The 19,856-nt window shown below is 62.9% G+C and carries 22 protein-coding genes and 1 pseudogene; 13 read left to right on the top strand and 10 right to left on the bottom strand.

The window, feature by feature from the left end; genetic code table 11:
• Positions 1 to 5: 5 nt before the first annotated feature.
• The 3 genes from DXY04_RS03740 to DXY04_RS03750 all read left to right on the top strand — a co-directional run bounded on the left by DXY04_RS03740 (position 6) and on the right by DXY04_RS03750 (position 3,540).
• Positions 6 to 1,418, top strand: a complete 1,413-nt coding sequence (locus DXY04_RS03740; protein WP_115161266.1) for a PP2C family protein-serine/threonine phosphatase — start codon at positions 6 to 8, stop codon at positions 1,416 to 1,418.
• 28 nt (positions 1,419 to 1,446) lie between these two features.
• Positions 1,447 to 2,865, top strand: coding sequence for an argininosuccinate lyase (argH, locus tag DXY04_RS03745; RefSeq protein WP_115161265.1), 1,419 nt, complete (start codon positions 1,447 to 1,449; stop codon positions 2,863 to 2,865).
• Positions 2,866 to 2,991: 126 nt separating this feature from the next.
• Positions 2,992 to 3,540, top strand: coding sequence for an RNA-binding protein (locus tag DXY04_RS03750; protein ID WP_115161036.1), 549 nt, complete (start codon positions 2,992 to 2,994; stop codon positions 3,538 to 3,540).
• Positions 3,541 to 3,553: 13 nt separating this feature from the next.
• Here the strand turns inward: DXY04_RS03750 and dusA are convergent, their stop codons facing one another.
• Entirely contained in the window at positions 3,554 to 4,549 is a 996-nt protein-coding gene (gene dusA / locus DXY04_RS03755; RefSeq protein ID WP_115161037.1) for a tRNA dihydrouridine(20/20a) synthase DusA, read from the bottom strand.
• A gap of 40 nt (positions 4,550 to 4,589) precedes the next feature.
• Between dusA and msrB the strand changes: the two genes are divergently transcribed.
• Together msrB and DXY04_RS03765 are read left to right on the top strand one after the other, a co-directional pair.
• Positions 4,590 to 5,093 (top strand): peptide-methionine (R)-S-oxide reductase MsrB, encoded by a 504-nt coding sequence (gene msrB, locus DXY04_RS03760; RefSeq protein WP_115161038.1) that lies wholly within the window; start codon positions 4,590 to 4,592, stop codon positions 5,091 to 5,093.
• A complete protein-coding gene (locus DXY04_RS03765; RefSeq protein WP_115161039.1) occupies positions 5,065 to 6,333 on the top strand; it encodes an NAD(P)/FAD-dependent oxidoreductase in 1,269 nt (422 codons plus the stop codon). The genes msrB and DXY04_RS03765 overlap by 29 nt, the downstream gene beginning before the upstream one ends.
• A gap of 59 nt (positions 6,334 to 6,392) precedes the next feature.
• Here DXY04_RS03765 and DXY04_RS03770 read toward each other — a convergent pair.
• Positions 6,393 to 7,689, bottom strand: a pseudogene (locus DXY04_RS03770) (GspE/PulE family protein); the annotation flags it as partial.
• Here DXY04_RS03770 and grpE point away from each other — a divergent pair.
• From grpE to rsgA, 4 genes are read left to right on the top strand one after another with little or no spacing between them, the layout of a single operon-like run.
• The gene (gene grpE, locus DXY04_RS03775) at positions 7,688 to 8,368 is read left to right on the top strand and encodes a nucleotide exchange factor GrpE (RefSeq protein ID WP_115161040.1); all 681 of its coding nucleotides are present in this window, start codon (positions 7,688 to 7,690) and stop codon (positions 8,366 to 8,368) included. The pseudogene DXY04_RS03770 and the gene grpE overlap by 2 nt on opposite strands.
• Positions 8,368 to 9,504: a molecular chaperone DnaJ gene (gene dnaJ / locus DXY04_RS03780; protein WP_115161041.1), complete on the top strand. Its 1,137-nt coding sequence runs from the start codon at positions 8,368 to 8,370 to the stop codon at positions 9,502 to 9,504. The genes grpE and dnaJ overlap by 1 nt, the downstream gene beginning before the upstream one ends.
• A complete protein-coding gene (locus tag DXY04_RS03785; RefSeq protein ID WP_114988831.1) occupies positions 9,501 to 9,728 on the top strand; it encodes a sulfurtransferase TusA family protein in 228 nt (75 codons plus the stop codon). The genes dnaJ and DXY04_RS03785 overlap by 4 nt, the downstream gene beginning before the upstream one ends.
• Positions 9,729 to 9,753: 25 nt before the next feature.
• On the top strand, positions 9,754 to 10,635 hold the full coding sequence (rsgA, locus tag DXY04_RS03790) for a ribosome small subunit-dependent GTPase A (RefSeq protein ID WP_170951344.1): 882 nt from the start codon (positions 9,754 to 9,756) through the stop codon (positions 10,633 to 10,635).
• Here rsgA and DXY04_RS03795 read toward each other — a convergent pair.
• Genes DXY04_RS03795 through DXY04_RS12030 form a run of 4 tightly spaced genes read right to left on the bottom strand, consistent with a single transcriptional unit; the run spans position 10,610 to position 13,449 of the window.
• On the bottom strand, positions 10,610 to 10,951 hold the full coding sequence (locus DXY04_RS03795; RefSeq protein WP_011363068.1) for a YbaB/EbfC family nucleoid-associated protein: 342 nt from the start codon (positions 10,949 to 10,951) through the stop codon (positions 10,610 to 10,612). The genes rsgA and DXY04_RS03795 overlap by 26 nt on opposite strands.
• A 24-nt stretch (positions 10,952 to 10,975) precedes the next feature.
• Positions 10,976 to 11,881 (bottom strand): UDP-N-acetylmuramate dehydrogenase, encoded by a 906-nt coding sequence (murB, locus tag DXY04_RS03800; protein WP_115161043.1) that lies wholly within the window; start codon positions 11,879 to 11,881, stop codon positions 10,976 to 10,978.
• Positions 11,878 to 13,287 (bottom strand): UDP-N-acetylmuramate--L-alanine ligase, encoded by a 1,410-nt coding sequence (gene murC / locus DXY04_RS03805; protein ID WP_115161044.1) that lies wholly within the window; start codon positions 13,285 to 13,287, stop codon positions 11,878 to 11,880. Before murC ends, murB begins: the two co-directional genes overlap by 4 nt.
• 9 nt (positions 13,288 to 13,296) lie before the next feature.
• Positions 13,297 to 13,449, bottom strand: coding sequence for a hypothetical protein (locus tag DXY04_RS12030; RefSeq protein WP_170951323.1), 153 nt, complete (start codon positions 13,447 to 13,449; stop codon positions 13,297 to 13,299).
• Here DXY04_RS12030 and gap point away from each other — a divergent pair.
• Positions 13,448 to 14,473, top strand: coding sequence for a type I glyceraldehyde-3-phosphate dehydrogenase (gene gap, locus DXY04_RS03810; protein ID WP_115131442.1), 1,026 nt, complete (start codon positions 13,448 to 13,450; stop codon positions 14,471 to 14,473). The two genes, DXY04_RS12030 and gap, sit on opposite strands and share 2 nt — an antisense overlap.
• 80 nt (positions 14,474 to 14,553) lie before the next feature.
• Here the strand turns inward: gap and thiL are convergent, their stop codons facing one another.
• Together thiL and DXY04_RS03820 are read right to left on the bottom strand one after the other, a co-directional pair.
• Positions 14,554 to 15,540: a thiamine-phosphate kinase gene (thiL, locus tag DXY04_RS03815; RefSeq protein ID WP_115161045.1), complete on the bottom strand. Its 987-nt coding sequence runs from the start codon at positions 15,538 to 15,540 to the stop codon at positions 14,554 to 14,556.
• Positions 15,537 to 16,613 carry a peptidylprolyl isomerase gene (locus DXY04_RS03820; RefSeq protein WP_115161267.1) on the bottom strand — a complete coding sequence of 359 codons (1,077 nt, stop codon included), beginning with the start codon at positions 16,611 to 16,613 and terminating at the stop codon, positions 15,537 to 15,539. Before DXY04_RS03820 ends, thiL begins: the two co-directional genes overlap by 4 nt.
• A 65-nt stretch (positions 16,614 to 16,678) precedes the next feature.
• Between DXY04_RS03820 and efp the strand changes: the two genes are divergently transcribed.
• On the top strand, positions 16,679 to 17,242 hold the full coding sequence (gene efp, locus DXY04_RS03825; protein WP_011363074.1) for an elongation factor P: 564 nt from the start codon (positions 16,679 to 16,681) through the stop codon (positions 17,240 to 17,242).
• Positions 17,239 to 17,715: an acetyl-CoA carboxylase biotin carboxyl carrier protein gene (gene accB / locus DXY04_RS03830; RefSeq protein WP_115161046.1), complete on the top strand. Its 477-nt coding sequence runs from the start codon at positions 17,239 to 17,241 to the stop codon at positions 17,713 to 17,715. Before efp ends, accB begins: the two co-directional genes overlap by 4 nt.
• Position 17,716: 1 nt before the next feature.
• Here the strand turns inward: accB and pdxA are convergent, their stop codons facing one another.
• The gene (gene pdxA, locus DXY04_RS03835) at positions 17,717 to 18,733 is read right to left on the bottom strand and encodes a 4-hydroxythreonine-4-phosphate dehydrogenase PdxA (protein ID WP_115161047.1); all 1,017 of its coding nucleotides are present in this window, start codon (positions 18,731 to 18,733) and stop codon (positions 17,717 to 17,719) included.
• Between pdxA and DXY04_RS03840 the strand changes: the two genes are divergently transcribed.
• Positions 18,714 to 18,923 (top strand): hypothetical protein, encoded by a 210-nt coding sequence (locus DXY04_RS03840; protein ID WP_244278560.1) that lies wholly within the window; start codon positions 18,714 to 18,716, stop codon positions 18,921 to 18,923. The two genes, pdxA and DXY04_RS03840, sit on opposite strands and share 20 nt — an antisense overlap.
• Here DXY04_RS03840 and DXY04_RS03845 read toward each other — a convergent pair.
• Positions 18,877 to 19,830: an SDR family oxidoreductase gene (locus tag DXY04_RS03845; RefSeq protein ID WP_115161049.1), complete on the bottom strand. Its 954-nt coding sequence runs from the start codon at positions 19,828 to 19,830 to the stop codon at positions 18,877 to 18,879. The two genes, DXY04_RS03840 and DXY04_RS03845, sit on opposite strands and share 47 nt — an antisense overlap.
• Between the last annotated feature and the right edge of the window lie 26 nt (positions 19,831 to 19,856).

Genomic DNA, 19,856 nt, shown 5'->3' on the forward strand with positions numbered 1-19,856 from the left:
CGAGGTTGAGCAGCAAGCCGCCCGGACGACATCCCAGTTCTGCGCAGCGGATCGGGAACCCCTCGCCCGAGGCCATGGCTTCGTTGCGACAGCTGTTTGACAGCCTCAGCAGTGAGCAGCGCCGTAATCAGGATCTGTTGGTCTCCCTGGGGTTTGCCCTCCGCAGCTTCACCAACCTCCAGCGCTTTCTTGAGCTTGTGCCTGTCGTGGCCTCGCGTCTGGTGGGTGTTGAGGGGGCCTTGCTTGTTCCGTTTCAGTCGGATGGTCGCCTCTGGCGTGATCAGCTGCAGGGGAGTCCAGCTGAGCCGTCCCAGGATCTGTTGCGGCGTTTGGCAGCCTTTGAACCCGGCTCTGCTGTGGGCTTCGGCAGCGACGATCAGCAGCTGTTGGCGCTTGACCGGCTGGTGCAACGCTGCCTTCCCAAAGCTGCTTTGTTTGCCACGTCTCTGACGGCCCGTGGTCGGACGCGCGGCCGCCTTTACGTGTATGCCCGCAACGGCTCGATGGTCTGGACAGAGGTGCACCGTCGGCACGTTCAGTTGGTGGCGGATCTTGCTGGTGTTGCGATTGAAAACGACCAGATGCTGCAGGATGCCCGCCGCCATGAGCGGGTGGATCGGCAACTCAGCATCGGTGCAGAGATTCAGGCCCAGTTGTTGCCGGATCGTTGCCCCGTGATCGAGGGGGTTGATCTGGCCGCACGCTGTCGGCCTGCATTTCAGGTGGGCGGTGACTACTACGACTTCATTCCCACCCGACCGGAACTCATCGGTCGACGCCGTGAGCGCGGTCGTTGGGCCCTGGTGATGGGTGATGTCATGGGCAAGGGCGTGCCCGCTGGTTTGCTGATGACGTTGCTGCGCGGGATGCTGCGCGCGGAGGTTCTCAGCGGTCTGCCACCGGATCGGATTCTCCACGATCTCAACCAGCTGGCGCAGGAAGACCTGGCGCAGTCGCACCGGTTCGTGACGCTGTTTTATTCCGACCTGGATCCGCGCACGCTGCGGCTGCGTTATGCCAATGCGGCCCACAACCCGCCCCTGCTTTGGCGTGCCGAGCGACGGGTGATCATGCGGCTCGATGCGGCTGGGCTGCTGATCGGTCTGCAACCCGAAGCTGAGTTCGCCCTTGGCGAGATTCGCCTCGAACCGGGAGACGTGTTGCTCTATTACACAGACGGTGTCACTGAAGCACCGGGGATCACGGGCGATCGCTTCGATGAAGCGCGGCTGATTCGTGCCCTTGAAACGGCCTGCCGCAGTGGTCAGGGGGCGCAGGGAATACTTGAAAGCCTGTTTGAACGCTTGGACCGTTTTGTTGGTCCGGATCGTCAGCTGGAGGACGACGCCTCGCTCGTGGTGCTGAAAGTTCCGGAGGCGGTCACGTTGCCGAGTGTGCAGGGACGGTCAATCGCCTGACAAGCTGAGGAAATCGACGGATGAATTGATGGCTGGTGGGGTGACCGGTGGTGCTGCGGGCACTTGGAGCGATCGTTTTGAGCAGGGTCTGCATCCCTTCATCGAGGCGTTCAACGCCTCCATCGGTTTTGACCTGACCCTTCTTCAGGAGGATCTCGATGGGTCGATCGCCCATGCCCGGATGCTCGCCAGCGTGGGAGTGATCACGGAAGCGGAGGCTGAGCAGCTGGTGGAGGGTCTGGAGACCGTTCGTGCTGAGGCGGCATCCGGCAGTTTCCAGCCCGGCCTGGCAGATGAGGACGTTCATTTCGCCGTGGAACGCCGGCTGATTGCCTTGCTTGGTCCCGTGGGCAAGAAGTTGCACACCGGACGCAGCCGCAACGATCAGGTTGGGACTGACCTCCGCCTCTGGCTGCGGCGACGGTTGGATGGCTTGGATCATGATCTGCAGCGGTTGCAGGGGGCGTTGCTGACCCAGGCGGATCGCCATCGCCGCACCATGATTCCTGGGTACACCCACCTGCAGCGGGCTCAGCCGCTCTGTCTCGCCCATCACCTGCTCGCCTATGTCGAGATGCTTGAGCGCGACCGTGAGCGACTTCAGGATGTGCGGAAACGCGTGAACATCTGCCCGCTTGGCGCTGCCGCCCTGGCGGGTACGCCGGTTCCGATTGATCGCCAGCGCACCGCGAAGGAGCTCGGTTTTTCAGAGGTTTATGCCAACAGCCTCGATGCGGTCAGTGACCGCGATTTCTGCGTTGAGTTCTCCGCTGCCGCCTCCTTGGTGATGGTGCACCTCAGCCGTCTGGCGGAAGAGGTGATCGCCTGGGCGTCCGAGGAATTCGGCTTCGTGCGGCTCAGCGACCGCTGTGCCACGGGCAGCAGCCTGATGCCTCAGAAGAAGAATCCCGATGTGCCTGAGTTGGTTCGGGGCAAGACCGGACGGGTCTTCGGACATCTCCAGGGATTGCTGACCATGATCAAGGGTCTTCCTCTGGCCTACAACAAGGATTTTCAGGAAGACAAGGAGGCGCTGTTTGATGCCTTCCGCACAACCCGTGATTGTGTTGAGGCGATGGCGATTTTGTTTGAGGAAGGCCTTGATTTCAGGGTCGGGCGCCTCAATGAAGCGGTGGAGCAGGATTTCTCCAACGCAACGGATGTTGCTGACTATCTGGTGTCTCGCGGTGTTCCATTTCGCGAGGCTTATCAATTGGTCGGTGCTGTCGTCCGGCGCTGTCTGGAGCAGGGATGTCTGTTGCGGGACCTTGATCTGAGTGCCTGGAAGGAACTCCACCCGGCCTTTGAGGCGGATCTGCATGACGCCTTGGCTCCCCGTGCTGTTGTGGCCGCCCGTCGCAGTGAAGGGGGGACAGGATTTGAGCGTGTTGATGAACAGCTTCAGCGCTGGTTACATCGTTTCAACGGAACTCAGCCGGTGGGATGACTCTCACCCATAACCGGGTCTACGCTTAATCAGCCAGAGGTATGTCACTTCGTTCCGGAGTCATGGCCCGATGGCAATGTTCAAGGCCTCATCGGTCCACTGTTTCGTACCCGGTCCACGCAAAACGTGAGCATTTTTGTCGGCAACCTTCCCTTCCGCGCTGAGCAGGAAGATGTGATCGAACTGTTTGCCCAGTTCGGTGAAGTGACCAACTGCGCGCTGCCCCTCGAGCGGGATACAGGCCGCAAGCGTGGTTTTGCCTTCATTGAGATGGCCGATGAGTCCACCGAAGAGGCAGCGATTGAGGGGCTGCAGGGTGCCGAACTGATGGGCCGTCCTCTGCGGATCAACAAAGCGGAGCCCCGCGGCAGCGCCCCCCGTCGTGGCGGCGGCGGTTATGGCGGTGGCGGCGGTGGTGGCTACGGCGGCGGTGGTGGTGGCTACGGCGGCGGTGGTGGCGGTGGCGGTGGCGGTTATCGCGGTGGTGGTGGCGGCTACGGCGGTGGCGGCGGTGATCGTCCTTCCGGTGCACGGGGCTGGGAAGACCGCAGCTATGGCGCCCGCGATAACGCTGGGGAGGGCAATGCCTACGACGAAGGGCGCAGCCGTCGTCGCCGTGGATCGTCCAGTGGCGGTGGCGATGACTATTCCGGTTACGGCGGAGCTGAGGGCTGACCTCAGCCGTTGATCAGAGCCCTGCGTCCTTGAGCTGCTGCCCGGCATTGAGCAGCACATCCAGATCGGCCCCGGGGCGCTGGGCTTTCTCCCCCAGCTCCCGGCGCCAGTGCCGTGCACCCCGGACGCCTTCCACCAGTTGCACCAGGTGACGGCAGAGGTCCCAGATTCGTCCTCCTCGCTCCAGATGAGCGGCCGCATGGGGAAGCAGTCCGTTCACAACGTCTGACGCCAGGATCTGGCGTGATTCCTCTCCAAAAATGAGCGCATCGACGCTGGTCCAGCGCAGGGGATGGCTGTAGGCCGCTCGGCCCACCATGGCGCCATCGCATCCTTCCAGTGCCTGAAGGCAGTCTTCAGGGGATTCCAGCCCCCCGTTGAGTTCAATCACCAGGTCGGGGCGGCGTTGCTTCAGCGCCACCACGCGCTCATGCTGCAGCGGAGGAATCGTCCGGTTCTGCTTGGGATCAAGGCCCTCCAGCCAGGCCTTACGGGCATGAACAGCGAAGCGGCTGGCCCCTGCCAGCGCCACCCGATCCACGAAGTTCGTCAGCAGCGCATCGCTGTCCAGATCGTCAATGCCGATCCGATGCTTCACGGTCACGGGGAGTCCCCCTGCGTCCACCATGGCTTCCACGCAGCGGGCAACCAGATCCGGTTCCGCCATCAGGCAGGCTCCGAAATTTCCGGCCTGCACCTTCTGGCTGGGGCAACCCACATTGAGGTTGATCTCGTCGTAGCCCCAGCCCTGCGCCAGTCGTGCCGCTTCGGCCAGCAGGGCTGGGTCGTCCCCCCCCACCTGCAGGGCGATCGGATGCTCCACAGGATCGAAGTCCAGCAGCTTGTTGCGTCGCTTGCTGTGGTGCAGCGCCTGGGCCACCACCATTTCGCTGTAGAGCAGGGCCCTGCGGCTGATCTGCCGCATCAGCACCCGGAAGTGGCGGTCGGTGCAATCCAGCATTGGGGCCACACTGAAGCGGTAGGCAGCGGTGGATCCGGAGGCAGTCATCAATCCATTAGAACCGCCCGAGATTCCCGCTTCAGCACCGATGAGCTTGAGTGCCGCTGTTCTGTCCCGTCGATCGTTGCTGTTGGCGGCAATGGCAGGGGTGTTTGGCAGTCTCTGGAGACCTCAGCCTGTGCTGGCCGCATCAAAAGCTGGCGATCCCTCGTGGGATCTCAATGCCGACCAGTGGCGTGAGCGGTTGTCTCCCCAGGCCTATGACGTGTTGCGCAATGAGGGAACGGAACGTCCCTTCACCAGTCCGCTCAATGGGGAGAAGCGTTCCGGCACCTATCACTGCGCTGGTTGTGATGCAGCCTTGTTTTCGTCGGAGGCCAAATTCGATAGCGGCACCGGCTGGCCCAGCTTCTGGCAGCCCCTGGATGGAGCCATCGCCACGAAAGTAGATTTCAAACTGATCCTGCCGCGCACGGAATACCACTGCAGCCGTTGTGGTGGGCACCAGGGCCACGTGTTCAATGACGGACCGCGACCCACCGGCAAGCGCTTCTGCAACAACGGTGTCGCCCTCCGCTTCCAGCCCGTTTGATCTGATTGTTGTTGGCGGTGGTCCTGCCGGATACATGGCGGCGATCACTGCAGCTGAGCAGGGGGTTCGGCGGGTGCTGGTGCTGGAAGGCACCCCTGAGCCCCTCCAGAAGGTGCGCATCAGCGGTGGCGGTCGCTGCAATGTGACCCATGCCTGCTGGGACCCCCGTGAACTGGCGACCCATTACCCCCGTGGCAGTCGACCCCTGCGGGGGCCCTTCAGTCGCTTCGCCTGCGGCGATGCGATCGCCTGGTTTGACGAGCATGGGCTCACGCTGGTGGAGGAACCTGATGGACGGATGTTTCCACAGCAGAACCGTTCTGAGGCCGTGATTCAGTGCCTGCAGAAGGCGGCAAGGGCGTCGGGTGTCCAGCTGCGCACGAAGGTGATGGTCCAGCAGGTGCGTGTTCACCCCGAGGGGGGGTTTGTGCTCGAGGGCCGCGGCCTCGAGCCTTTGCATGGGGGCTGCTTGATGCTGGCCACGGGTGGGCATCCCAGTGGCCGAAACCTGGCGGCAGCCCTCGGCCACCAGGTGGTGCCGCCGGTGCCGTCGCTGTTCAGCCTTGCCCTGCAGGCACCGGCCCTGGCGGCCTGCAGTGGCATTGCCATCGACGATGTGGGCCTTGATCTCAAGCTGGGCGATCAGCGCTTCCGCCAGACCGGGCGGGTGCTGATCACCCATCGCGGTCTGAGTGGACCCGCCACGTTGCGCCTCTCAGCCTTTGCCGCCAGGGCTCTGCATCAGAACCGCTACAGGGGTGAGCTGAAGTTGGATTGGAGTGCTGGGTTGGGACGGTCGGGGCTGACCGAGCGGTTTCAGCAATGGCGACAGGAGCAGGCCAGGCGAACCCTTTCAGCAGCGAAGCCCTTCGAACATCTGCCGCGGCGGTTGTGGCAAGCCTTTTTGACCATGGCTGGTGTGGAGCCAGAGCGCCGTTGGGCGGATCTGCCGATCAAGGCGGAGCGTCGATTGGTGGAGCTGCTCTGTGCGCAGAGTGTGCCGATCCAGGGACGTGGACCCTTTGGGGAGGAGTTCGTCACCGCCGGCGGTGTCGCCTTGGGGGAGGTCAACCTGGCCACGATGGAGAGCCGCCGCTGCCCCGGTCTTTACCTGGCGGGTGAACTGCTGGATGTGGACGGGGTGACCGGCGGTTTTAATTTTCAGGCTTGCTGGAGCGGCGGTTGGTTGGCGGGCCAGGCCATCGCTGGAGTGCTCACTGGATCTGATCAAACACGCTGAACATCGGCAGGTACATCGCCATCAGGATTGATCCGACGATCCCTCCCACCACCACGATCATCACGGGTTTCTCCCACCAGCAGAACGTCCGGGTCCTGGCGCATGAAGGCCCGCAGAGCCGTGGCGAAATCGAAGCCCTTGTCTCGGTTCACCTGGCACTGGGTGATGCCCGGAAGGGTGTATTCGATCGGGTCCTCCACCGTGGAGATGTTGATGCCCGGATCGTTGCGCTCGGCGAGAAGTGAATAGAGGGTGGTCGACTTGCCGGAGCCCGCGTTGGTCCGGTGACCAGGATCATTCCAAAGGGTTTGGACCCCAGCTCCCGCACCAGGGCCAGGGCATCGGGATCGTCGATCAGCTTGTCCAGCCCCAGTTGGGTCGCTCCACTGTCCAGCAGGCGCAGACAGACCTTCTCCCCGAAGCGACTGGGCAGGGTGTTGACGCGGAAATCGATCACCCGGTCGCGGTATTTGCGACGAATGCGGCCGTCCTGGGCCTGGCGTCGTTCGGCAATGTCGAGATCCGCCAGGATCTTGAAGCGGGATGTCACCGCAGGAACCAGGCGACTGGGGAGCGGCTCCACGTATTGCTGGAGCACACCGTCCTGGCGGAAACGCAGACGCAACCCCTTCTGCTGTGGCTCCACGTGGATGTCACTGGCCCCCACTGACATCGCCTGCAGCAGGATTCGGTCCACCAGCGTCACCACAGGCGAGGCTTCTGCATCGTTGAGGCTGGCCTCAAGATCAATGGCATCCCGGGCCAGTTGGGCGTCGCTGTCTTCCTCGCTCTCCAGCACCTCATCGGGGCTGAAGCCGTGGAGAAACGACTCAGCATTCAGATCGAGAGTGCTTGCTGTCTCTGCCTGAGCAGGGTTGCTCGACTGTTCTGTGGCTGGCGGATTTTGTTCTGTTGGTGGTTGGTCCGTTTCTTTGGCCAAGGCCCGCTGCAGATCCGCTTCGATGGCGGGGTAAAGGCGGCTCGTGCCGTGTTGGTCCGGCAGCTGATCGATCAGGTGTTGCCATTCCTGGTCTCGCCACTGGCTGGGGATCGCAATGTCCAGGTGGTCAGCATCGATTGCGATCGGCATGGCCTGCAATGCCCGCCATTGATCCGGGCTGACGTCCGGAAGGGTGTTGCTGAGCAGGTTGCGGCTTGCCAGCAGTTGCTCTGGGCCTGGAACCGGTTGCTGCAACAGCAATTCAAGGGCGAAACGCTGCCGTGCCGTGTCGCCGGCATCGGGGGTGGGCAGCGTCAGAGTCATGAATGGCGACCGAGGTGCGGGCTTCCGCAGCTTGTGGGAGGTAAGCGTTGGCCTTCAACATGTCTAGACAGAAATTCCTGAGCGGTCAGCATGAGCGGCGACGCCTCCACCCCAGAGCAGGACCAGACCGTTGAGTCCGGTACTGCTCCAGCCACGCCGGAGTCCGCTCCTGATGCGCCCGAGGCAACGTCTGAACAGGCTTCTGCAGCGGTGGATCCGGCCGATCGGATGCAGCAGCTCGAGCAGGAGTTGAGCGCGTTGAAGCAGGAGCACGAGACGCTCAACAGCCAATACATGCGCATTGCGGCGGATTTCGACAACTTCCGCAAGCGCCAGAGCCGCGACCAGGAGGACATGCGTCAGCAGCTGGTCTGCTCGACCCTCACGGAGATTCTCCCTGTCGTCGACAACTTCGAGCGGGCCCGTCAGCAGCTGAATCCTGAAGGTGAGGAAGCCCAGGCGCTGCATCGCAGTTACCAGGGTCTGTACAAGCAACTGGTGGAGGTGCTGAAGCAGCAGGGGGTGGCCCGGATGGAAGTGGTTGGCCAGGAGTTCGACCCCAACCTGCATGAGGCCGTGCTGCGGGAGGAAAGCAACGAGTTCGCTGAGGACGTGGTCTGCGAGGAGCTCCAGCGCGGCTACCACCGCGATGGGCGTGTGCTGCGCCACGCCATGGTGAAGGTGTCGATGGGTCCAGGACCATCCGATCCAGCGTCAGCGCCCGCTGAGGCCGCAGCGGCACCGGATCAGACGGCGGCGGAGGAGGCCTGATGGCCGACTTCTACGACCTGCTCGGCGTCAGCCGGGATGTGGATCCCGACAGCCTCAAGCGGGCTTATCGGCGCATGGCGCGTCAGTACCACCCCGACATCAACAAGGATCCGGGAGCTGAAGACCGTTTCAAGGAAATCGGCCGCGCCTACGAGGTGCTCAGTGATCCTCAGACCAGGGCCCGTTATGACCAGTTCGGTGAAGCCGGACTTGGTGGTGCGGCCGGTGCCCCCGACATGGGGGACATGGGCGGATTCGCGGATCTGTTCGAGACGTTTTTCCAGGGCTTCGGTGGACCCGGGGGTGCTGGAGCTGGTCGGCCGCGGCGTCAGGGCCCTCAGCAGGGGGATGACCTTCGTTACGACCTGACGATTGATTTCGAGCAGGCGGTGTTTGGTCAGGAGCAGGAGATCAAGATCCCGCATCTGGAGACCTGCGACACCTGCGGCGGCAGCGGTGCCAAAGCGGGCAGTGGACCCACCACCTGCGGCACCTGTGGCGGCGCTGGGCAGGTGCGCCGTGCCACCCGGACCCCCTTCGGCAGTTTCACTCAGGTCGCCGAGTGCCCCAACTGTGGAGGCACGGGCCAAGTGATTTCTGATCCCTGCGGGTCCTGTGGTGGCCAGGGTGTCAAACAGGTGCGCAAGAAGCTGCGGATCAACATCCCTGCTGGGGTGGACACCGGTACACGGCTGCGTGTGACCGGCGAAGGCAACGCCGGACCCCGGGGAGGCCCGTCCGGTGACCTTTACGTGTTCCTCACCGTTCGCAATCACCCGCGCTTGCAGCGGGATGGCCTGAACATCTTCTCGGAGGTCAAGGTCAGCTACCTCCAGGCGATTCTTGGCGACAACATTGAGGTGGAAACCGTGGATGGCAGCAAGGAGCTGGACATCCCCGCCGGCACCCAGCCCGGCACGGTGCTCACCCTGCCGAACCTGGGCATTCCCAAGCTCGGGAATCCAGTGGCACGGGGCGATCAGCGCGTGACGGTCACCGTGGATCTGCCGAAGCGGATCAGTGATGTGGAGCGGGAGCTCCTCGAGCAGTTGGCGGGTCACCATTCCGCCCGCGGCAAGCAACACCATCACCACAACAGTGGTCTGTTCGCTCGCTTGTTCGGTCAGAAGGGATGAGCAGGCGTTCCCTGGATCTGCGGGGAACGCCCTGTCCGGTGAATTTCATTCGCTGCAAGCTCACCCTCGAGCAGATGAGCAGCGGTGACTGTCTGGAGGTCTGTCTCGATCGGGGTGAGCCTGAGGCCATGGTTCTTCCAGGTCTGAGGGATGCAGGCCATCGTGTGGAGTGCATTGATCAAACGCCGGATGCCATCACCATCGAGGTGATCTGCGGTGGCTGACACCGGCCGTTCGGTGGCATCCGGGATGGTGGTGGCGCTCCAGGCCAACTACCTGGAGGTGGAGCTGGATGTCGCACCTGATGGATGCCCAGGGCGGCTGCTCTGCACCCGTCGCACCCGGCTCAGCCATCGGGGTGAAGCCGTTTATGTGGGCGATCGGGTTCGCGTCGAGGCGATTGATCCAGGCCAGGGGCGTGCCGTGGTGGCCGAGGTCGAGCCACGCCACAGTTTTCTCACACGCCCACCGGTGGCCAACGTCTCCTTGGTGGCTGTGGTGTTGGCAGTGGAACAGCCCAGTTTTGACCCTGATCAGGCCAGTCGCTTTCTGTTGACGGCGGAACGGACCGGCCTGGAGGTGATTCTTCTGCTCACCAAGACAGACCTTCTTTCAGGTGCAGCGCTCGATCGGCTGGTGACCCGGTTGAAGGGGTGGGGCTATGACCCGCTGGCGCTGTCCAGTGCAGCCGGAACGGGCATTGATGTTTTAAGGCAGAGTTTGGCTGGTGCGCAGCTGTCGGTGCTGTGTGGGCCTTCTGGGGTGGGCAAGAGCAGCCTGCTGAACCAGTTGCGCCCTGACCTTCAACTGCGTACGGCTGCGGTGTCCGGTCGACTGCAGCGCGGGCGCCACACCACCCGCCACGTTGAGCTGTTTCCCCTGGGGCCGAGCGCGAGGGTGGCTGATACCCCCGGGTTCAACCGCCCCGATCTGCCGGATGACCCCCAGGAACTGGGGATTCTCTTTCCGGAGCTGCGGCAGCAACTTGATCCCTGGCCCTGTCGCTTCCGCGACTGCCTGCATCGCGGTGAGCCCGGCTGCGGTGTGTCCACGGACTGGGAACGCTATGCCCTGTACAAGGCCGCGTTGATCGAGCAAAGCAGCCTCAGCCGCCCATCCCGGGGAGGTTGAGATTCAGGCCACCGGTGAGTTCTTCCATCCGGCCCTTCATCGTGGCGGTGGATTGCTCATAGGCCGCCTGCAGAGCTTCAAGGGTTGCCGTTTCGCTGGCCTGTTGGCCCTCCTGCAGCAGGGCTGGGTCCAGTCGTACCCGCAGGGGTTGCTGGTTGCCCGACAGCCAAACGCTGGCGCGGCCATCGCTGCTCTTGCCTTCGATCTCCATCCCGTCCAGTTCGTCCTGCAGGGCCTGAGCGTTCTGCTGAATCTCCTGAGCCTTCTTGAAGGCTTCTGTGAGCTGGCCGAAATTGGGGAGTCCGAACCCTGCCATGGCGATCCTGTGGGAGCCGGAAGGTTAAGCCGCCGAAGCGAATCCCAGCCGCTTCACTTCGGGGTGCAGACGGATTCCGTGTTCGGCTTCGATGCGGTTCTGCACCAGCTGGATCAACTTGGCGATGTCCTTTGCCTCGGCATCACCGGTGTTGACGATGAAATTGGCATGCACGGTTGAGATTTCGGCGCCGCCGATCCGGGTTCCCTTCAGTCCTTGCTCTTCGATCAGCCGTCCGGCCTTGAGCGGTTCGGGATTGCGGAAAACACTGCCGCAGCTGGGTTGTTGGTAGGGCTGCGTGGTGGTGCGGTGACTGAGGTTTGCCGTGGTGACCCGCTTCAGTTCATCCGGATCGTGACCGGGCTGCAAGCGGAACCGTGCCGACAACACCACGAGGTTGTCGTATTGAAGACGGCTGTGCCGGTAGGCGAAGTCCAGTTGATCCCGCTGCAGCTCAAAGCAGTTGCCTCCTTCCATGGGCATGACCCGCACCGACTCCAGCCATTCCGCTGTGCAGCCTCCCTGGGCTCCTGCATTCATCACAGCCGCACCGCCAGCGGTTCCCGGGATGCCAACCGACCACTCCAGACCATGCAATCCAGCGCGGGCAGCGCGTCTTGCCAGTGACGGGATCGGTTCGCCGGCGAGCACCTCCACGGTCCCCGTGGTGGCATCAAGCTGCAGCCCCTGAAGTTTGCGCAGACAGAGCGAGAGCCCCGGTAGGCCGTCATCGTGAATCAGCAGGTTCGACCCAGCGCCGATGACGCGGCAGGGCATGCCCTGGTGAGCGGCCCATTCGATCCAGGCCTGAGTTTCCTCAAGGCTGGCGGGTTCGGCCAGCCATTCGGCCGCTCCTCCCACCCGCCAGGTGGTGTAGTCCGCCAGTTTGACTCGGGCCTGCGGTAGGCGGGCATCACACTGCTGGGTCATGACGTCAGCCTTGACCACAGTCCATTCACGTCGCCAGCACCCATGGCCAGTACAAGATCGTTCTCGCGGCTGTGCTGAATCACCAGCTCGGTGAGTTGATCGAGGTTGTCTGCGACGGCGATTTCAAGATTCGGTTTCAGCTTGCGCACCCGATCCGCCAGGACGTTGCTGCTGATGCCCTGCAGCGGTTGCTCGCCTGCGGGATAGACGGGAGCCAGCAGCAGCAGATCACAGTTCTGTAGGGCTTTGGCGAAGCCATCGAGGAACTGCTTGGTGCGGCTGAAGCGGTGCGGCTGGAACACCGCCAGGAGCCGTTGTGGTGCTGTGGGGAGCGGACTGCGGCCACTGCGCACCATCAGGCGTGCCATCTCCAGGGTTGCCTGCACCTCACTGGGATGGTGGGCGTAGTCATCAACGATGTGACGGCCCTTCCAGGTGCCCCGAAGATCAAATCGGCGGCCCGGTGCCTTCAGGCCAGCGAGGCCCTCCACCAATTGGTCAAAGGGGAGACCTTCCATGCGGCAGGCGGCCAAGGCGCCTGTGGCATTGCTGAGGTTGTGCAGCCCGGCCATCGGCAGGGTGAAGTCGCCGACGGGGTGGCCGGCTTCATAGAAACGGGCGACGCAGCGATCGCCTTCAAGGCTCAAGGGCAGGGCGGCGAAGTCAACGGATTCGGCGCTCTGGTTGGACCACCAGGCCGTTGGCTGGAAGTGTTCCTGAAGGATCGGGCAGTCGTGATTGGCCAGCACGCGATCGCAACCCCCTGCGAAGCGTTGCAGGGTGGAGATCAGCTCGTCGAGGCTGGAGTAGTGATCGGTGTGATCCAGCTCTAGGTTGGTGATTACCCCCAGGCTGGGGCTGAACTTCACCAGGGACCCGTCGGATTCATCCGCCTCGGCCACGAGCAGCTTCCCTTGGCCAGCGTGACCATTGCTGCCGAGGCTGGGGACGATGCCTCCAATCACAGCTGTTGGGTCCTGATCGGCCTCCAGCAGCAAGGTGGTGATCAAGGTGCTGGTGGTGGTCTTGCCGTGGCTGCCGGCGACTGCAATGGAGGGTTGCTGCTCGATCAGAGCCGCCAGTAGATCGGAGCGATGCCAGATCTCCAGCCCCTGCTGACGGGCTCGTTGCAGTTCCGGATTGCTCTCCGGGATGGCTGTGCTGATCACCACCACCGGCGAGCCAGCGGCTGTTGCTTCCGTGACGGCATCAATGCAGGTGGCGTCCTGCTGACGGAAGACCTTCACCCCGAGGGTCTTCAGCTGTTGCGTTGTCGCATTGTCACGCTGGTCTGAGCCGCTGACGAAGTGACCGCGGTCAACGAGAATCCTTGCCAAAGCCGACATACCAATTCCGCCGACACCGATGAAGTGGACTGGTGTCTGACGGTCGAGCAGGCGCGGCAACGGAGGGCTTCAGTCGGAAGAAAGATAAGTCAGTTGCCGCTGCTTGTCTGCCGTGCTGAGGGCCGGATCGAGCTGATTGAAGCGGGGTGGAACAAGGTATTTCTGCTGATTTCTGTATGATCGGCGGCCAAAACCCTTGCGCGGCTTTGCCGCTTCTGCCATGACCCTGCGCGTTGCGATCAATGGATTCGGCCGGATCGGTCGCAATGTTCTGCGGGGATGGATCAGCCGGGGTGCTGACACCGGCCTGGAAATCGTGGGGATGAACTCCACGTCCGACCCCGCCACCAGCGCTCACCTGCTGACCTACGACTCCATCCTTGGGCGTCTCGATCCCTCCGTGGACATCAAGACCACGGACACCTCGATGTTCGTCAACGGTAAGGAGATCAAATTCTTCGCCGACCGCAATCCCCTCAACTGCCCCTGGAAGGAGTGGGGCGTTGACCTGGTGATCGAGTCCACCGGTGTGTTCAACACCGATGAGAAAGCCAGCATGCACATCCAGGCTGGCGCCAAGAAGGTGATCCTCACCGCCCCTGGTAAGGGTGATCGCGTCGGCACCTTCGTTGTGGGCGTCAACGACGACCAGTACCGCCACGAGGACTGGGACATCCTCAGCAACGCCAGCTGCACCACCAACTGCCTGGCACCGATCGTCAAGGTTCTGGATCAGAACTTCGGCCTCGACTGGGGTCTGATGACCACCATTCACAGCTACACAGGCGACCAGCGGATCCTGGACAACAGCCACCGCGACCTGCGCCGCGCCCGTGCTGCAGCTCTGAACATGGTTCCCACCACCACCGGTGCAGCCAAGGCCGTGGCTCTGGTTTACCCCGAGGTGAAGGGCAAGCTCACCGGCTTCGCCATGCGCGTTCCCACCCCGAACGTCTCCGCTGTTGACCTCACCTTCGGTCCCTCCCGCGCCGCCAGCGTCGACGACATCAAGGCCGCCATCAAGTCGGCTTCCGAGAACGGCATGAAGGGGATCATCAAGTACAGCGATCTGCCCCTGGTGTCCACCGACTACGCCGGCACCAACGAGTCCACCATCTTTGATGCCGACCTCACCTACGCCATGGGTGACAAGGCTGTGAAGATCCTGGCCTGGTACGACAACGAGTGGGGCTACAGCCAGCGTGTTGTTGACCTCGCCGAAGTGGTGGCCAAGAACTGGAAGTGATCGCCAGTTGATCGCTTTTTTGATCCCTCCCGACCTGGGGGGGATTTTTTTTGGTCAGGCACAGTCGCTTAGGGGGTCGCTCAGGGCTGACCGAAGTGATCAAATCCGCTTGTGGCCACTGGCTCGTGGTTGTGGGCCCAGCGGATGACGCCCGCTTCAGCATTGATCTGGCCGATGCGCTGGCTTTCGGGGATGCATCGCTGCCATGCATCGGCCCAGGCTTCGGGAAGGCTCAGCACCAACTCAAAGTCCTCTCCTCCGGCGAGGCACCAATCCGTCCATCGAGCTCCCTCAGGCCAGCCTTCGGCCGTTGGAAGCTGGTCGTTGTGCAGCACCGCTCCGCAGCCGCTGCTGCTGCAGAGACCTGCGACGGCAGAGAGCAGTCCGTCGCTGCTGTCGGTTCCCCCCGCACGCCAGGGCAGATGCTCCGGTTTGCAGGCCAGCAGTTGCTGGACGTCCTTCAGCCGAGGTGTCGGGCGTTGGTGGCGTGCGATCGACTGGTCCCGCAGGGTTGAGCACAAAGCGATCTCACGCACGCTTGGTTCGTCCTGCAGGAGGGCGAGGCCCAGTCGGCTGAGCCCATGGGGCCCACTGGTGACCAGCACATCGCCAGGGCGGGCTGCGTTGCGATGCAGACGCAGGGGTCCGAGGCGGCCGAGTGCCGTGATCGAGAGCAGCCTCTGCTCTCCTTTGGAGCAGTCACCCCCCAGCAGAACGCCGCCGTACTGCCCCAGGGCGGCACTGATGCCTTGATACACCCCGTCCACCCAGTCCCAATGGGTGTGGCTTGGGGCGACCAGGGCCACGGTGATTCCATCGATGTCGACGGCACCACTGGCGGCCAAGTCGGACAGGTTGGCGGCAACGGCGCGCCAGCCCACATCCATGGCGGTTGTGGTGGCATCGCTGAAATGGATGCCATCCACCAGAACGTCGGTGTTGATCAGTAGCGGCCGGACGTCGGCGGCCAGGGCTGCAGTGTCGTCACTGAGCTGATCGGGCGGAGCGAAGCGAGCCAGCCGCCTGAGCAGCTCCGCTTCAGTCAGCTCCGCCAGGGTCGGGCTCATGCGTGGCTTTTGAGCTGCTCCGCTCCCTCAACAACCTTCATGGCGGTGATCCGGTCATCGACGCCCAATTCCTCCACAACATCGAATCCATCCACCACGTACCCGAAGGCTGCATTGCGGCCATCCACGAGGTTCAGACCAGCCGGGGTGAGCTCCGCCTCGTAGAGAAACATGAAGAACTGCGAGGATCCGTCGTCGAGCGCCTGGTCTGAATGGGCCCAGCCAAGGGTGCCCAGGGTTGCGAACGGAAGGGTTGGTGTGGCCATGAACAGGCCCACGTCTTCAAAGGTTTCGTTGTAGATCGTGTCGTCTTCGCCCGGCACGCGGATCTCCAGGGGCACATGGCGCTCCTGCTTGGTCTTTGGATCCACGTAGCCGATCTCCGGACCTTCCGGATCACCGCTCTGAAGCACGTAGAAGTCTTCGGCTCGGATGAAGGGCAGTCCGTCATAGAAGCCCTTGAGAGCTAGATCGACGAAGGCGCCTGCGGTGAGTGGGGCGTTGTAGCCATCCACCACGGTGGTCAGCTCCCCTTGGGTGGTGCTGATGTTGAGGGTGGCTCGTCCCTGCAGCCGTGGCAGGGCATCGAATTCTGCGGGGATCTCCCGTTCAAAGCCGTCGGGCACCAGCAGGGCCTCCACATCACCGATGAAGCTCAGCGTCCGGCGTCGATCGGCGATGAAGCCTGGTTTGTCGGTGGCTTTGACCTTCTCTTTGAGGTCTTCAAGGCCCTGATCCACTCGCTCAAACAGTGCTTCAGCCGTACCGCGCTTGGTTTCAGGCACCGCGTTCAGGATGGTGTTGCGGCGGGTGTTGAGCAGCGATTCAGTGCGTGACACCGTCTTGCCGAGGGCTGTCCAGCGTTTGGCCCGCAGATCGTCACTGGTGAGTTCCAGCCGATGCTGTAGTTCGCGGATGTCGTCCTGATCGAAGGGAAGCGCGTCGCGAAGAATCGCGGCAGGGTCCTTCACAGCATTGCCCTGGGGCAATGCGGCCCAGGCAGGGGCGGCGATTGTGATCAGAGCAATGCTGATCAGAACAGCAAGGACGGCGTTCAAACGCTGATGGACCAAGGGGGAACCCCAGTGCTGACGGGACTTTGGCACAGCCGTATAGTCCGATGAACCGTTCGGTGGGAATGATCTCCAGTAACGACTTCCGCACCGGCACCACGATTGAGATCGATGGGGCCGTCTGGCGTGTTGTCGAGTTCTTGCACGTCAAGCCCGGCAAGGGATCTGCCTTCGTGCGCACCAAGCTCAAGGCGGTGAAGTCCGGCAACGTGGTGGAGAAGACCTTCCGCGCCGGGGAAATGCTTCCCCAGGCGATGTTGGAGAAATCCTCGCTTCAGCACACCTACATGGAAGGTGAGGACTATGTCTTCATGGACATGGCCACCTACGAGGAGACCCGCCTCAGCGCCGACCAGATCGGCGAGAGCCGCAAATACCTCAAAGAGGGCATGGAGGTGAACGTGGTGTCCTGGAACGACACCCCCCTCGAGGTTGAACTGCCCAACTCCGTGGTTCTGGAGATCAAAGAAACCGACCCTGGCGTCAAAGGCGACACCGCCACCGGTGGCACCAAGCCCGCCATTCTTGAGACCGGTGCACAAGTGATGGTTCCGCTCTTCCTTTCTGTGGGAGAAAAGATCAAAGTGGACACCCGCAACGACAGTTACCTCGGGCGCGAAAACGGATGACCATGCAGCTGGATCACGAACAACTGCACCGCTTGCTGGAGGCGCTCGGGGAGAGCGACATCCAGGAGTTCCGGTTGGAAGGGGACGATTTCCGTCTGGAAATCCGTCGCAACCTGCCGGCCCAAGCCGTCATGGCCCCGGTCATGCCTGCTCCCGTTGCTGCTGCACCAGCGCCCGTTGCGCCCGCCGAGCCTGCAGCTGCACCGCCTGCATCCACCGCAACCCGCAGTGACCTGCTCGAAGTCACGGCTCCCATGGTGGGCACCTTCTACCGCGCTCCCGCTCCGGGCGAAGCTGCCTTTGTTGAGGTGGGCAGCCGGATCAACGTTGGCCAGACCGTCTGCATCCTTGAGGCGATGAAGCTGATGAACGAGCTGGAGTCTGAGGTTGGTGGTGAAGTGGTGGAGATCCTGGTCGACAACGGCACGCCCGTTGAATTCGGTCAGGTTCTGATGCGGGTCAAGCCGGCCTGAGTCAGCTCAGGTCCCAGGCGGCCTGAATGGCTGCCGTCGTGCTCTCAGGGCTGGCGATCCCTTGGCCTGCAATGTCGAAGGCGGTGCCGTGGTCGGGGGAGGTGCGTAGGAACGGCAGTTCCAAAGTGGTGTTCACCGCTGCGTCGAAGGCCAGCAGCTTCACGGGAATGAGCCCCTGGTCGTGATACAAGGCCAGGATCCCGTCAGGACCAGGCTGGTTTGGCGACTGCCAAGCGCGAGCAGCGCTGATCCAGCAGGTGTCCGGAGGAACGGGACCCACCAGCTGCCCCTGAGGATGGTCCTTCCGCCATTGATCCAGCAGTGGCAGCATCCATTCGGCTTCTTCGTGGCCCAGTTGACCGGCTTCACCGGCATGGGGATTCAGACCGGCAATGCGCAGATGGGGTGTGCTCGTGAAGCGACGACAGAACCCATCCAGCACGTTCAGTTTGTGCTGCACCAGGTCTGGGGTCAGCGCTTCAGGGACCTGGCTGAGGGGGATGTGGGTGGTGGCCAGCAAGGTGTTCAGGCGCCAGCCGCTGGTTGGAGAGACGGCCGTGAACAGCATTGAGGAGCGCTGGCGTCCAGCCAACTCAGCCAGCCGTTCGGTCTGCCCGGGATAGCGGTGGCCGGCAGCATGCCAGAGGTGTTTGGCGATGGGCGCGGTGACCAGGGCGCGGGACCCCCGTTCCTGCAGCAGTTCGACGGCGCGGGTCAGCCAGCGAAACCCTGCATCGGCTCCGCTGGTGGTGGGCTGCCCTGGCTGAACGCTGGCCTCCAGCGGTTGGTCGTCGATCCTGAGGGCTGCGGGGTTGGCAAGGGGGTGGCTCGTTTGCCGCTGCAGTCGCGCGTGGGTGCTGATCAGCGTGCGTCGGCAACCCACCAGCAGGGGTTGGAGCTCTGGGGGGAGCGTGGGTGAGGCGAGGGCTTTGAGCACCACTTCCATGCCGATGCCCGCGGGATCGCCGAGAGCGATCACCAGCTCATGCCTAGGGTTCGTGGAATCGTGGAGGCCCATCGCTGTGCTGCGTTTGCTGCTGCTGGGGTGTCTGTTGGTGGGATTGGCCGCTGGCCTGAGCAATGGCTGGATCGAACTGCATCTCTCCCGTTTCCTTGAGGATGTGGGGCTATCCCTGCCTGAGGACGGCGAGGGTTTCGATTTCAACCGTTGGCTGATTGAGGGGGAGAACGCAGGTCAGACGGATTGAGTTTGTCCTGGTTCAGGCAATCCTGCAGCCCAACGCGGTAGTTCGGATGCAGCAACGCGTAACCGAGCTCATCGCAGAGCCTGTGGTTGCTGACGCGGCGGTTCTCGCTCCAGAACGACTGCGCCATTGGACTCATGCTGTCCACGATCTGGTCGAACGGCTCCAGCGGCGGCAGGTCACAACCCAACAGGTCTGCCGCGTACCGCATCAGTTCGGCGGTGGGAGCCGGGAGGTCATCCACCACATTCACGATGCTTCCATTGCCCGGGCTTGCCGGAGCGTCCTGTCCGGCGCGATGCATCAGGTGCCAGCAGGCCCCTGCGATGTCTTCCACATGGATGCGGCAGAACACCTGGCCAGGCTTGTCGATCAAGCGGGCCCGCCCTTGCTGCAAGCCGTTGAGCACTGACCGGCCCGGTCCATAAATGCCTGGTAGACGCAGAATTTGGATCGGCAGCCCTGAGCGCAACCAAGTTTGTTCGCAGTTGAGGCGGCGCATGCTGCGGTCCAGCGCTGGTGCCGGGTCGTCCTGTTCCGACACCCAGCCGCCCTGACGATCGCCGTAAACCCCTGTGGTGGAGAGATAGCCCGCCCAGCGCAGCGGCAGGCTTCTGAGCGTAGGCAGCAGCTTCAACAAGACCGGATCGTTGCCTTCGCGATCCGGGGGGATGGTGGACAGCAGATGGGTCACGCCCTCCAGGGCAGCAGGGTCGAGCTGGTCCTGACCGTTGCTGTCGAAGAGCAGATCCGCCTCGGCAGAGTCGAGGGAACGGCGGGTGCAGAGCACCGGTGTTCCCAGGGCTCGAGCCAGCCCGGCCAGACAACGTCCGCTGTATCCGCCGCCCAGCACCAGCAGCTTGGTGTCAGCCGCCAGCCGCTGCGACCGCTTGACAAGATCAGCAAGCATCAGTACACCTGTATTAGATCAAATGT

The sequence above is a fragment of the Synechococcus sp. UW86 genome (assembly GCF_900474085.1).
Lineage (GTDB): Bacteria > Cyanobacteriota > Cyanobacteriia > PCC-6307 > Cyanobiaceae > Parasynechococcus.